14 protein-coding genes are annotated in these 13,931 nt (G+C 37.8%); 1 reads left to right on the top strand and 13 read right to left on the bottom strand.

Annotated elements, in window-relative coordinates; genetic code table 11:
- Window positions 1-22: 22 nt before the first annotated feature.
- The 7 genes from LAQ65_RS09825 to LAQ65_RS09795 all read right to left on the bottom strand — a co-directional run bounded on the left by LAQ65_RS09825 (window position 23) and on the right by LAQ65_RS09795 (window position 6,758).
- The gene (locus tag LAQ65_RS09825) at window positions 23-496 is read right to left on the bottom strand and encodes a cupin domain-containing protein (RefSeq protein WP_224116788.1); all 474 of its coding nucleotides are present in this window, start codon (window positions 494-496) and stop codon (window positions 23-25) included.
- A gap of 102 nt (window positions 497-598) precedes the next feature.
- Window positions 599-1,201, bottom strand: coding sequence for a Crp/Fnr family transcriptional regulator (locus tag LAQ65_RS09820; RefSeq protein ID WP_224116787.1), 603 nt, complete (start codon window positions 1,199-1,201; stop codon window positions 599-601).
- Window positions 1,202-1,452: 251 nt separating this feature from the next.
- Window positions 1,453-2,028, bottom strand: a complete 576-nt coding sequence (locus LAQ65_RS09815; RefSeq protein ID WP_224116786.1) for a hypothetical protein — start codon at window positions 2,026-2,028, stop codon at window positions 1,453-1,455.
- Between the two features lie 239 nt (window positions 2,029-2,267).
- A complete protein-coding gene (locus LAQ65_RS09810; protein WP_224116785.1) occupies window positions 2,268-2,768 on the bottom strand; it encodes a hypothetical protein in 501 nt (166 codons plus the stop codon).
- Window positions 2,769-3,590: 822 nt separating this feature from the next.
- Window positions 3,591-4,334, bottom strand: coding sequence for a toxin-antitoxin system YwqK family antitoxin (locus tag LAQ65_RS09805; RefSeq protein WP_224116784.1), 744 nt, complete (start codon window positions 4,332-4,334; stop codon window positions 3,591-3,593).
- Between the two features lie 217 nt (window positions 4,335-4,551).
- A complete protein-coding gene (locus tag LAQ65_RS09800; RefSeq protein ID WP_224116783.1) occupies window positions 4,552-5,586 on the bottom strand; it encodes a beta propeller repeat protein in 1,035 nt (344 codons plus the stop codon).
- A gap of 209 nt (window positions 5,587-5,795) precedes the next feature.
- Window positions 5,796-6,758, bottom strand: a complete 963-nt coding sequence (locus tag LAQ65_RS09795; protein ID WP_224116782.1) for a hypothetical protein — start codon at window positions 6,756-6,758, stop codon at window positions 5,796-5,798.
- 198 nt (window positions 6,759-6,956) lie between these two features.
- Here LAQ65_RS09795 and LAQ65_RS09790 point away from each other — a divergent pair, with 198 nt between their 5' ends.
- Window positions 6,957-7,337, top strand: a complete 381-nt coding sequence (locus LAQ65_RS09790) for an IS110 family transposase (RefSeq protein ID WP_224116781.1) — start codon at window positions 6,957-6,959, stop codon at window positions 7,335-7,337.
- A 415-nt stretch (window positions 7,338-7,752) separates the two neighbouring features.
- Here the strand turns inward: LAQ65_RS09790 and LAQ65_RS09785 are convergent, their stop codons facing one another.
- The 6 genes from LAQ65_RS09785 to LAQ65_RS09760 form a co-directional block, all read right to left on the bottom strand.
- Window positions 7,753-9,852: an ATP-binding protein gene (locus LAQ65_RS09785; protein ID WP_224116780.1), complete on the bottom strand. Its 2,100-nt coding sequence runs from the start codon at window positions 9,850-9,852 to the stop codon at window positions 7,753-7,755.
- Between the two features lie 109 nt (window positions 9,853-9,961).
- Complete coding sequence (locus LAQ65_RS09780) at window positions 9,962-10,852, bottom strand: HNH endonuclease (protein ID WP_224116779.1); 891 nt, start codon at window positions 10,850-10,852, stop codon at window positions 9,962-9,964.
- Between the two features lie 247 nt (window positions 10,853-11,099).
- Complete coding sequence (locus LAQ65_RS09775; RefSeq protein WP_224116778.1) at window positions 11,100-11,567, bottom strand: DUF4265 domain-containing protein; 468 nt, start codon at window positions 11,565-11,567, stop codon at window positions 11,100-11,102.
- A 316-nt stretch (window positions 11,568-11,883) separates the two neighbouring features.
- Complete coding sequence (locus tag LAQ65_RS09770; protein ID WP_224116777.1) at window positions 11,884-12,126, bottom strand: hypothetical protein; 243 nt, start codon at window positions 12,124-12,126, stop codon at window positions 11,884-11,886.
- Window positions 12,127-12,298: 172 nt separating this feature from the next.
- Window positions 12,299-13,078, bottom strand: a complete 780-nt coding sequence (locus LAQ65_RS09765; protein WP_224116776.1) for a FecR family protein — start codon at window positions 13,076-13,078, stop codon at window positions 12,299-12,301.
- Window positions 13,079-13,088: 10 nt separating this feature from the next.
- Window positions 13,089-13,529 (bottom strand): hypothetical protein, encoded by a 441-nt coding sequence (locus LAQ65_RS09760; protein ID WP_224116775.1) that lies wholly within the window; start codon window positions 13,527-13,529, stop codon window positions 13,089-13,091.
- Between the last annotated feature and the right edge of the window lie 402 nt (window positions 13,530-13,931).

Below are 13,931 nucleotides of genomic sequence, written 5' to 3'. Positions count from 1 at the left end.
AGCAGCTTTCCAGGTATAACGACTAACGATCACGGCTTAGCGGAGGTCCAAGCAGTGTCATTTCATATTTTTCAAAAAGTTGGGAGACCACCATTTTATCTGGCGAACCATTGTGCATAAGAGGCCCCAATTCTTCAAAAAATTTATGACCTCCTCCTGGAGTATACACAACAATAATTTCTGCGCCTTCATCGGTGAGATTAAGGAAGGCATGCGGCACTTTCGATGGCAGGTAGGCGAAGTCTCCTTCATTGAGATAGAAAATATCATCCCCTATCCGTACTTTAAACTTGCCTTTAAGAACGTGAATTGTTTCCTCCTGTTTATGGTGCACATGCAATGGCGGGCCTCCATATGGTGCTACCTCTACAATAAAATAATCGAATGCACCACCAGTATCTTCACCAGTAAGTTTGAAAATAAGGTCACGACCGGGGCCAGACTGTAACCTTAATCCCTCTTTGGGGGTTAGCACGTTTATTTGAGTTGAAGTCATGTTTTTTTTTTAGTGATTGCTTAATTAACAGATACTAAGGTGCCCTGGATAAAATAAAAAACACTTAACCAGGGTTAAGAAATTAAAGCAATAAAAACAAATTCAATGTTTATTTGTGAGCCTGTTTCTCATCCGGCTGAGGGATTGCGGTTCAATGTTCAAGTAAGATGCAATGTGTTGCAATGGAATACGCAGAAAAATATGAGGCTGTTTTTCTATTAATTTGAGGTAGCGTTCTTCTGCAGACAGGGTTTTCATTTCTTCAATTCTGTTTCTTGAAGCAATTGCTGAACGAAGCATTTTAGAAGAATACCATTGTTTGAGTTTAGGGATTTCCTGTTCTGCTTTTTGAAATTTTTCTTTTGAAATTACCAGTAGTTCTGAATCTTCCAGCATTTGGATATAGTTTGTTCCCGGATTTCCCGAATAGTAACTATCGAAGTCACCAAGCCACCAATCTTCAAATGGAAAGAATAAAATTCGTTCATGTCCTTGTTCATCCAACACAAAGTTTCTTGCGCATCCTTTATTGAGATATGCTTTTGATTTGCATACTTCGCCAGCTCTCAAATAATAATCTTTTTTGGAAATTGTTTTACACTTAAAAGAAGATAAAAACAATGCAAACTCCTCCTCAGTAAATGCGAAAGTTTGCGTGAACAGTTCTACAAACTTAGGATTGATATTTTTTAATTCAACTTCCATTTACGTTTGTTTGTTCATGTATGCCGAGTCGCCAATGGTTGCTGCTAATGGACCGAGTATTGGCGAAGGTGGGATATTTAATAACGTCCAGCCCGGAACTGCTGTCTGGTTTTTTGATAAAGTTAAATATTATGAATTAAAGCTGGGCTTTATTCGTCAAGCCCCGAACCGCAGTACGGCAGTATTGCCACTGCTGATTGTTTCAATGTCAAGCCCCACAATTGACAATACCAATTTTACCTGCTGTTTTTTCATTGTCTGTATGCGTCCCATATTAATTTTCCGTCAAAGTCTATTTTATATTTCGTCTTAGCAAAGTCAGTGAGCAAAATTCCATCATTTTCAATTTTAAACTCTTCTTCATTGTCTATGGATACAAAAATGTCCGCACCGCCAAATTCCCATTTTATTATTCCGTCTTTGTCAAGTTTTGTTATTTGAAGTTCTCCGTGTACAATGTAGTCGTCTTGCTGTTTGAAAATTTGAAAACAAGTCGCTTGGTCTGCTTGCGTTTTCCATTTTAATTCAAGGTCTGGGAGTGTCAAACAAAATATAGTATCACAACAACAGATTAGTAATTGGTCTTTGTCAAGAAGTGATGAATTTTGATGAATACCTGTCGCCCCACCAGAACCAATAATTATACAACTGTCAATAATTTGGTCGCTTTGATAAATTTTTATTCCGTGTTTTGAAGTCGGATACTCTGTCGCACCATTACCAAAGTAATGTTTTGAGAAATTGAAATTATTGTCAGACGACCCAAGCTTATAAGTCGGTTCGTCAAACACTTTAATTGTCAATTCTTTATATTGATGCCGGTTCATTTTATTATCGGTGTCTCGTCTTAAAATAGCAGGTAACGACCATGCATTGGTTTAGGTACGGCATTTTTTATCTACTGCCTGGTACTAAAGCTGATCATTGATATTTTGTTGATGTTTTATTACAAATTTTCAGTAGCACTACTGTCGGCGAAACTACTGCTGATCAGTGAAATAATTGTTGATTCGTATTGCGTCCGCCGTGCTTATACTAATGCATTTGTTATGTTCCACTTTTATTGTCATTTGTAGTAATAGTACCAATTACTTTGATAATTTTTGTCAAAATTTTCTTTGCTATCAATTAAAACTTGAATCTCATCTCTTTTAAAATAATTAAACTCGTCAAATTGCTTGACAAGTCCATGGTATCTGTCAGCCCACATTTGCTTTATTTCAGGTTTGTCATACTCTTTTACTTTCGCATCTGTATACATAAAAAATGTTGGAATAGTAAACCCAATAGAAATTGTCCAAATGTCAGGATTGTGAAATGAGTTAATAAAATCGTCAATCTGCTCTTTTTTGATTTTATAAGTTGCCTCAATTTTTGCTACAGGTTCAAATGCTCCATATATAACAAATACATTATCTGTAAAATATTTACCAGTTTGATTTACTCCGAATATTTTTGAAATAGAATTGTTACTTTTTGAAAGCCCTTTTTGGTTTATTATCTCACTAAATTTTTGTCCAATTGCGTCTTGTTTTGCTTTGTCAAAATATGAGCTGTCATGAGTCAAAAACTTATTCTTATCCTTCTCAAATTCGAAACATACTTGAATTCTAGGTATTTTATTTTCCTATGAATCGTAGATAATGTTTACCGTTCTTACATCATATGTTTTGTCTATCCACTCCGCAAGAGGTAAAAATTCAGGGCTCATCCGCTCTATCCCAAGGATAATTCGCTTAGTTTGAGTATACTCTTTGTCAGATGGCAAAATCATTTTGTAACTGTCGGGTTAAAGTGGCACATAACGAAAAGATTTACGAAAATAAATGATCCACATCGATAACACTGTGCCTGATTATCATTCACAATTACATTCCAGATTGTCGCTATTCAAATCATATTGTCGATGCCTGCGCATATTTAAATGGTAATCTCCGGCCTGGTATCATTTCCGAGTATATCTTAGGCTGTTACGCAGATAATGTAGCAGGCACAGACCAGGTTCACTTATGTAGCTGATCATAAAACTCTTTGCAAACCGAATCAAGCCATTCGATTGGTTCCGTTCCGATTCTTTGAGCATATTTTTTGTGATGTACCTGAGTAGCGGGTCTGCCGCAATGAACACAACACCAGTTGTCACGTTGTAGTACAATGAGACGTTTTTTCTGCCAGGCGGCTGAGTTAAGATAAACATCCCTGTAATAATCACGTCGACTTTTGAAGGTCTGTGATAAAATATCTGATAGAAAATCGTCGCCCTCGTACTTGTAAGGATTAGAACCACTTTTAGGGGAAGCTTACACCCGAACCGCTGCTGATAGCGAACAAAAGATGAGGAGTTATTCGTCTGCCAGCATATCAGCAAACCAGATGTTTGCTGCGGTAACTACTCGTTATCTGGAACGGTAATTTCATTTGCAAATTTTGCAGTCTTTGTTTTTAAGATGTTTCTATTTTTGTCCATCCATGACCAAAGTATTTGTTTGCCATTATTTATAACTTCACCTTTTATTATTTGTCCATTTTTTAGCCATTTATAATATGGAAAGTCCATACCATCACCATAATATTTCATCATTTTTAATGTGTCCCCATTTCCATAAAAGTAAAGTGCATATCCTTGAATAGTGTCATTTTGGAACGTTGCTTTAAACGCCAGTATGCCATTGTCAAAGTACTTTTCAGCTTTTCCATTTTTACGTCCATTGACCATTTCATATTTTGTTTCCAACCTGCCTAAAGTGTCGTATGTAAATACTAGCCCGTCTTCAACTCCGTTTTTATTTATAAACGTCTCTTGTAATATTCCATTTTCCCTATAACGTTTTACTAAACCGTCACAACAGCAAAAGTCTAAAGCACATGGTTTATATAAACTATCAATTTGCTTGATAGTGGCATTTTCATAGTAATTTATTTTCTGTCCTACAAATAATTTATTAATTACATTTCCTTCAAAGGATATTTGTCCGCTTGGATAATATTGAACGATTTTAAAATCGGTGCTGTCACTATTGAAATATGTTCTTTCCTCTTTTGGCTTCCCATTAGAGTGTCGTTCTGTTACTTCTGTGTGGTTGCAAGAAGTCAAGCAGAGTAATGTCGATATGAAAATTAAGGTGTGTCGCATGTTATCGCAGCTAACGTTTACGTATTGGCGAAAGCAGGGCCATTACTAACGTCCCACCCGGCCCAGCAGATTTATTATTTACAAATGTTCATGTTTAAATCCAATAGCCCTATTGAAAACTTGACAAGCCTGATCCGCTACCGATTATAGTTCCAATGCCGTTGACCTTTGATGTCCCGCCCTGCCTTTTGCCAATACGCCTGTTAGCACAAGTTTTTCATTGTCGCACTTGAAAAAATCCAGGAGGGCAAGCTGCTGATATAAATAACCTGTCTTTGTAAATCGCTGGGGCTTCAATGCACATTGGTGAAGGCATATCTTCTTTATTCCATGTTTTACCACCATCATTTGAAATAAGGAACGAACGAATTACTCCAATAGGTCCAACTTCGTCTTGCCTGTTGCCGATTGCCATTAATTTGTCACCATAAACAAATACCTCATCTGGTTCATACTTGGAATATGTGCCAAATTCAATTTTTTCATATCCTGCTTTATTTAATTTCAATATGTAGCCAACATTATCCTTGCTTGCGGCTAAATATAAATTGTTATTGTACTTGTAATGAGAAGCAATGAAATAACTTTTATCAAACTTAATTTCTTTGATGCTTCCGGTCTTTATATCAGTAAGTAAATAGCTACTATAATTCGTAGTTGAGGGAACATTCTTTAATGAAATCACTTCGTCCTTTAAGAAAGTACATGGATAATTCTCGGTGAATTTTTGAACTGTGTCGAACTGATTATGCTGATATATTATTAAATATTCATTCTGCCTGTCAGTCGTTATGAGTCGTCCATTAGTACTGTTTACGAAATCCATATCGACAATTCCAGCATGTTTGGTCAAGGTCAACAGGTTTCTCCAATCTTTACCGTGATTATTGCTCTTAACAAGTATTGTTGTGTCATTGTCGGTTTTTATTTTCAGTATCAAGGTGTCACCGAACGTAGTTATTTTTTCAACAGAACCTAAGAATGGTAGAGGTATTTGTTTCCAATCCCCTCCTTGATTATGAGTCTTATATAAAACTGCAGTGTTTTGAAAATTAATTGTGTCCTCACTTTTTGAGTCTAACAAAGTAAAATGTCTACCGCCAATGTATCCCGTCTGTCCGTCAACGAAGTATATATCGTTGTAAGTCACATCTTGGTCTGGAAGTCCATTACCAGAAAACTGTCTCCAGTTCGGATTTTCCCCACAGGAAACGAATAGAATGAGTAATGTGATTATTGAAACGGGTCTCATTAAAATGTGTGCTAACGTTTAAGCATTGGCGATGTGGCGGTATTCTGTGTTCCGTTTGCCTGGTGCTGCTGCTGGTTAAAGATTCAAAAGGTCATTGTTTATTCTGCTGTCCGGTTTTATTACTCTGCAAATACTGAACCTGAATAGCGAACAAAAAGCTTAGAATATAGTCGTCGCCCTCCATATAGCCAATGCATTGTTAGGAACAGTTATTCGGTTTCAGCCCGTTGCTTTTCAACGTGCAATATGTTATTCTGTATGTCCTTCATAATCCACTTTGCCCACCAACTTGCGTAGAAGTTAAAAGTCGTTGTCAATTTGAAATGACTATACAAATGAAGCCTATACTTCTTGTAGCTAAGCTTCTCAAGTTCATACGTTCCATTTAGAACGTCAAAATAATTTCCACCAATTACAACATGTTCGTCCATGGTTGTAGATGGTATTTCATGCGGATAGGCTTTGATGGTAAAAACCATTTTCTTTTTATCTATGTACTCTGTCACAGTCTCATGAAAAATAAGTCCATTGGTAAAGATTGCTTTTCTGTAAGCACCAACGCCCAAGAAATTTAATTCCGCTTTGACTGGTCTCGGAAAGCCTAAGCTCCTCGTAAGCCAACCTTTATCCTGTTGCACTGGAATTTCTTTTACCTGTGTCACGTTATCCCAAATCTTGTCAGCCGTAGATTTTATGTCTATGTAAGTGTATGCTTCATATGTTCCAGGAATAGCACCGACCATTCGTTCAACAGGCGCAATTAAAAGTGGAAAAAGTGTCAATACAGATACATAAACTATATTGTCTTTCTTGCGAAGTTTGAGGTAACCGCCGATTAGTCCACCGATTGATGCAGCAAGGAGAAATAGAGGAAGAGCCATTGTCCAACATGCCCAACCTTCCCAAGCTAAGGCAAGTGTCAAAACGAGAAAGATTAGAATAGGGAGCCACGGAACAAAAAATCGGTACGCAAATTTCTGCACCTTGTCAACACTTGAAAAGTATACTGTCAGCGCACCTACGATAGTTGGCAAGCAAAACAAAAAGGAAACTGACATAACTGAATACAGGTCTCGCCAAGTGTCAACGCCAAAAAGCAACCTGAGAAAAACGGCATAAAGTATCGGTATTCCTAATATTATAAGTATTCTTTTTAAAAGGTTTTTATCCATAGTGGAGTGTCGGTATAATTGTGCCTAACGAAAAGGTATTGGTGCAGGTGGGATATGTTATAATGTCTGCCCGGAACTGCTGCCCGGTTTTGTTTAGAATTTGAAGATAAGAACCTTTGCTGTGCTTTGCTTTATTCGTCTAGCCGAAACTGCTGCTGATAGCGTCCTGAAGCAGATTGCTAATACTTCAAGCCCCACTTGCAGCAATACCCTTGTTGGGCGTTCGGGCCTCTCACCGCGGCATCGCTCATTAGTGAAATCGGTGACATGCGAAGGTTTCCCAATTTTTATCACCTCAATAGTTTTATTGGACTGATGCCCATGGAACACAGTTTCGGAGAAAAACAATTGCGCTCTAATTTGACCGTTAGAAAACACCGACAACTTCGCAGTCATCTGATCGAATGCGCCTGGGCGGCTAAAAGAAATGATCCTGCCCTGGCATTATATTATATTGAACAAATCAAAAGAGGCATCAATAGGAAAAAAGCCATCGTAAAAGTTACCCGTAAACTGCTTAGCAGAATATGGTTTATATGGCTAATGGAACAACCTTATCAAACTTCTATTGCAAAATAAATTAAGTAATCAATCAACCATTAATCATTACCTAACTACTAAATTACTCAGCCGGACTACAAAACATCGGTTGTCAACATGAAATATTCATACAGCGAGTCATTGACTTTGGCAAGACTGTAGCCGGCTGTTTATTGCAGATAACAATCCAGCAAATCATTAAACATTTAATCACAAGGACTTGTAGTGCTGAGAACTTCAGTTTCTACTTATCGGATGCTGGTAATTGATAATGACTGATTAAATTAATTTAGAAATAGTTTATATCTATAGCAAGGAAATAAACACGCTTCTGAAGGCCAAGTGTGGTTTGAATCTCTCTTACGGATGTCCTTTGTTTTCAAAAGAAAATTGTTGATATTTATTAGTACCTCTAAAGGGCTTAATACATAGGAACCCAACGTTAGGCGCCATATTATTTAACTAGTCTAAGTTGTGCCGAAATTTTCTCTGTTATTAATTCCGAATACTCTATCTCAAACTTTTCATTCACTGATTTGTCTTTTATCTTTAATTGATTTGATAAATAGCCCAACTTTCTCTTATTCTGTTCAATGAGTTCAGCCCATTCCATTACATAAACTTCAATGTTTTTTTCACTTTTTCTGTCATATAAAAATGGGAAGTCAGGGAAGCTTTCCCTTCTTGATTTCACCTTCGACTTAGCAAATTTTGTCAACCTAGATGAAATTAATAAAAGCTTGTACTTTACTTTGTTTGAGGGTAGTGCTGAATTTTCTTCAATAGTGAAAGCATATCTGTCAATTTGATTTAGTTCTTTTTCGCTTATAGCACATTTTGGTGCTTTCAATTCAACAACCATAATTTCTCGCTCATCAGAATCGTTAACCTTTTCATTTAAAAAGAACAAGTCCGTAATGTCATCTGGCGTGCCTTCATTAGTTATAAGGTTTCCATCCTCTATGGTAGGTTCATAATTGAAATATCTATCTCTTAATTCCTTTAAAATATTGCCAATTTTCTTATCTGACCATAGATTGGGAGTGCCATTGTAGTTTTCTCCAAAAACCCATAATTCATTTTCTATAATTTTATGTAATTGGCTACGTTCCTTCAAATAAGCTGAAATGTCGCCATAAGTCAACTCATGAAGGAATTGAAGAAATTCCAATTTGTCGGCAACCAAATTTGCGAAATGAACTACATCTTCTAAGTCGGTTTTGTCCAAAAGTGTTCTAAATTTAAGAACATTTTCATCTGACATTTTAAGAATCTTTCTGAAAATATATTCTATGTCGCCATTTGATATAGACCTATCTAAAAGCGGATATAAAAAGGTTCTGATTGAGTTATTCTTTTTTATTAAACCATGTTGCTCCTCAATAAGATATGCAGCTTTTTTAAAAATTATTTCTTGAGCTTTAGAAGCTGGCAAATCGTCTTTGTAAGGATAGTATTTGTCTTTCTCGAGTTCAAATAAGAATTTTTCAAATTTCTTATTCCGTGACTTAAAAAATTCATTTATTGTGTCCTTTAAATTTTCTTTAACTCCTTTAACTTCCTCTTCTCCTAAAGATTCGATATCAAGATTTCTGAACAAGTCGCTATTAAAAAAGTCGGATTCAACGTAAATAAACCATGTCCCCAAATCAAGAGTGTACCAATCAGACGAATATGTATACTCATGTGCTACGCTTTTTATTCCTGCATTATCGATTTGAAAAAAGACCTTTACTTTATTTAATGAGGATTTTATGTTGTAGAAGTAGAATCTAATTTCATGTTCATTTCCTTTTTTATCGATATGTTGAATAGTTTTTTTAATCGGTAAACCAATTAAAAAGTCATCCCTTTTTATTACACTTCCATTAACATGAAATTTAACTTTGTCATGGAATACTTCGTAAGGATAATTTTCAAAGATGGATTGTGATATATTTTGGGGCAAAAAGTCTTGAGTAATTAGATTTTTTCTTGCAGGTTTATAATTGATGTTATGATGCAAGTTTTCAATTGTAACCTTATAATAGGGATTTATTGGCTTTTCAGAATATTCATAGTCAACTTTAAATTCTGTTTGTTCTAATTGTGCGTCACGAAAGTCTGTAGTGTCAATGCTAAAGGAAGTTTTAGAGTACTTTTTTGTGACTTCATCAAAAGCAACTGTCTCAATGTGCATTAACTCACCAATTTGAAAGGAACTAAACCGTCCAATTCCTTGTCCGCTCAATTTTGCTGTGGTTCCTATTTCAAGTATTTTATTGTCAAAGTCTGAATAAGAAACTCCATGTCCATCATCTAAAATAATGATTCTATTAATGCCTGATTTAGTCAACACATCAGAAGTATATTGAATATCCACTTCTATATTCTTTGAATTAGCTTGAAGTGAATTGTTTATGAGTTCTTTAAGTGCAGCAAAAGTATCGCTATACTTTGTAAGCAAGTCTTTTATTACTCTAGAATTTGTAGTAATCTTTTTATTTACTGTTGTCATGGTAGTATGTGTGAGTATATTGCGGCGAACGACCGGGTATTGCTGAAGACGGGTCATATCAGCATTACCGTTTAATAAAATTACAAATGCTTATATACTTCCGTCCTTTCAATAGAATTAGTAAAACCTCGCTATTGGCAATACTTTGTTTTTGGCTGCCATAAGGTCAATTCATTTTCTTATGTATTATTCGTCCAAGTTCGTCTACAGTAAGATAGTTTCCATCAATATTTTTTCGATGCAGCATTCTGTGGCAATTTGCACAAACAATAGCCAAATCCTCAACTCTGGTTTCTCTTATTCCTCCTTGTGAAATTGGCTGTTTGTGATGGCATTCGATAAAGTCAACACCTAATATTGGATATTGATTTTCGAAGTTGAAAAGACACACTTCACAAAAAAGTCGTTTTTCTCTTTTTGCATTCGCTTTTGCTTTTTTAATAACAGTAATATCTCTTTCTCTAAATTTATGTAATTTCAATATTGTTCTTTCCTTTCCTTCTGTAGCTACATAGTCGTCAATATCTTCTGGTTCAATAGTCAGATTTGGAATGTTCTTAAATAAGCCTTTGTCGATATTCTTGAATAATCCCCAAATGAATTTTTGTTTTTGTTCAATTGATTGATTCAGATTGGTTCTCTGTTCAATGGTTTTAATATTACAAATTTGCCCTCGATTGCATTTATAGAAACTCCAAACGATTGAATCAATTAGTTTCGGATTGGGATCAATAGCGATAACTGATACCAGTCTCACATATGGATGACTTCCATTGTCTTCTTTGCTAATGATTTCGTCAACTGGTGTTACTAGATGAGTAACATACCAACCTCCTGGAAGAGTATCCGTCGTTTCCAGCGTCTGGAATAGGGCGATAATTTCTCTAGGTTTGGCTATTAAATAATTGGTCGGATACCATTTGGGATTTTTTGAGAAGTTTAAAGGGAAAGTGTCTCCTACATTCACATCCAAATAAGCCCAAGCCTTTCCCTTGTCCCTGGTTACACTTTTAATCCATTTTATTTGGCTTGGATTGAACTCTTGTTCTTCTGTCATTTTTATTGTTGAGTTACGTTTGTTCGTAAAATGGTTGCCTCTAACGTTGACGGCTTTCTGCTGTGCTGGAATTTTACAACTGTCAGCCTGGCAACTGAAGCCGATTGAAAAACCAAAGTAAAAAATAAATTCTACTGCTCAATAGCGTTCAGACACGCTTGAATTACTGGTGATGAGCGAACAAAAGTTAATGCTTTGTAATGTCAGCTAGCATAGCAGCAAACCGATTGTTGTAGGCAGCATCTTGTCAGTCGTAACAATGGTTTTGTGAAAGCCATGGTTCAGCATAACTAATAATTCCAGCATCTTCAAGTTCAATCAACTTAAACTTAATCGGTATATAATCCTTGTCAACAGGAATTTCCATTGCAAAGTATCGGTCGTTAAGCTTCTCTGAAATGCACCCCATATCTTTGAACTTGTCTCGAATTGTATTTATCTCCTTAGTTGTGTCTATGAGTACAACCTGTACAGTTGAATTACCTGAAGATTCAACGGTATTTCGGTATTTTAGGATTTCCTCTGTGTCATCGTATTCGGCAAACACAATGTCATCCGAGGCAACAGGTGCATAAAAAGGGATGCTGTCAAGTTTATAAAATCCCTTTTCCGCGTCCACTGTGTCTGCCAACATGGTTTCTACTGTCCACTCGTCCAAGACATTGCTGAAAAAACGGAAGAGAATTTTTATGGAATTGTCCTTTGTCTGTGTCATTATTAGTGTGTCACCAAGTTGCCTAGAACAATAATATTTGCGAAATTATATGATCCTCTTCGATAAAATCATTCTTGATTATCATCCCTTTTAAAGTATGCAATATTAATTGCAGTTAGGACAATCCGATTTACTTAAAACCACTCGCAGATTCCATTCACGTTTAAGATTGTCGCTATACAAATCTTATTGTCAATGCCCGCGCTAAATTGCACACGGCTTCGCCACATCGGTCACAGCTAACCGAAAAACGGCTTTAATATAAACAAATCCCCAATATGGTCATACCGGGAAAATACCCGTATCCGTAATTTTTTTATACTAAGCCCGGGAATGCCATGGTATCCTCCCGGGAAATGAGCTTGCTGAGCATGGGAATAGATTCGATTTTGGTTTTTTCGATAATGAAATTGAGCAGCAGGTCAAATAAACATTCATTGGCGGCGCTTTCGTTTATCAACTCGTCTAATTCATTCTTTTCTTCACCGGTCGCTATGTGCTGAAAATAATTATGCAGCAATGCTTCTGTATGTGGGGTAATATTGGCATAGGCCGCCACTTCTTTAATCCGTTGTTCCAGGGTAAAGGACTTTCCGGTTTTCGTATGCCTGAACTACAGCCCAGTCATCAGGCTCTTTTTCCTGCTCCCTGCTCAGTCGGATTTCACGGATTCTGAGTTTGAAAAGGTGGGCTATCCCCGGCGTGCGCATCAACAAAGTTTCGTAAACCTTTTATATAATACGGACCTCACCCGGCGTGATACGGGTAATGACCTGCCGGCAATGGTCAGGTCGGATTTGCCGATGGAACTGATATAACAAACTGAGCCGATACTCCCGGTCAACCTTTACCAGTTTGCGCAACCGCTTGTCGCAAACAACATACTGGATCCGGGAGATGGGTACACTGTCCCATTTACTGCCATTGGGTAACAACATTTCAGACTTGAGCATAAGAGGAATATTTGAATGGATATTCACCTGAAGCACGCACATCAATTTGGCACTGCCGGTGAGCTCCACTCTCTTCCGGGACCAGAAAAAGTCATTGGGGAAGCCGATCTTCGAATGCGGCAGCAATTCAACGCGGGAGCTGTCTGGCAGCCAAACGGTTTTGGTCTCATCTCCCGTTTCCACAGTGCGCTCCTCAAAATTCGGACCCTTTGGACCATATACCAATTCGCTGAGCGGATGCGATGGCATAAAATGATCCAGCAAAAGCACCACTACAACCACCAGTAAGCAACTGAGCATGAATTTCTTCTTACGGCTCATTGGTTTCGGAGGTGATTTTTTTACCAGCTTCATGAGCAAATGGAAGGAGGCCGCACCGGTTCCGCCCCTGTTCGCCTCAATCATCAGGTCGAACATCGTTTCATTGGCCTGGCTTTCATTCATCCACTCGTCGAGTTCATCCTTATCTGCCAGGGTCGCGACATCCAAAAAAAAGCGCTGTATCAGTTCTGCTGCCCCGGGCGTGAGGTTGAGTTTATCGATATCCTGTTGTTTCATAGGTTTGGGTTTAAAAACGAGGCTCAGAGCGTTTGTTCCAGCATGGTTTGGTTCCTGGGACGATCCGTTGCGGTAACACGGATGAGTGTTCCGGGCAGGGAGTCGTTTTGGGTTTTGATGGAGTAGTTCCAATCCAGGCTGTTTTCAGTGCAGACAATTCAGGCGGCATGAAAGCATCGGCAAAAGCGGCATTGTAAGCGGTTTGTCCGGGCAGCACTTTAGCTTCATAATCGAGCCGCAGCAGCGGGTCATTAGAAACGCTGGTGGCATATTTAGCCGCTTCCCGGAACCTTTGGCGGACTTCAAGTTGTTTGGGTGTTTTGACCCTGCGCTTCCTTCTTTTGGGGCGGTTGGAGAGAAAGGAATCGTTACCGCGGTTGCGGAGAACGAGCTGATTTCCGATAGCCCCGCTAGAGAAGCGGGTCGTGATGTTGTTGTCTACGCGAGCCATAAGAAATTGGTTTTAAAAGGGTTAAAGGATCTATTTGTACGAATTGTATAAGCTTTGCTTAAGGTGCGTATTAAGATCTGCTTAGCTGGTACATAAGCCCGACATAACGTTTACATAGCCGAAGCAGTCTAATCTAAGTCTCATCTAAGCTTCATCTAATAGTCATCCTATAGCCGGTGTATAAGCTGAGGAGGGTGTATAGCGGTTTCAGGATTAACGGTTCGGGCATGTATAGCGATTCCAGGATTAAGCGAGGCAGGAAACGCATAGGAACCACCGAGGCTGTAAAATGAACTGTGTCAAAGGTTAACTTTAATGCAGTTTTTTATGCTAGACAAACAACACCCTGATTATGAACGCCTTCAGAAAAAGGCGCTGGAGCAATTACGAACCGGTAAGTCG

Source organism: Flavihumibacter profundi, from assembly GCF_020076305.1.
In the GTDB taxonomy this organism is placed as follows: Bacteria; Bacteroidota; Bacteroidia; order Chitinophagales; family Chitinophagaceae; genus Flavihumibacter; species Flavihumibacter profundi.
Note: the sequence above shows the minus strand (reverse complement) of the source record. Positions and strands in the feature narration are given on the sequence as shown.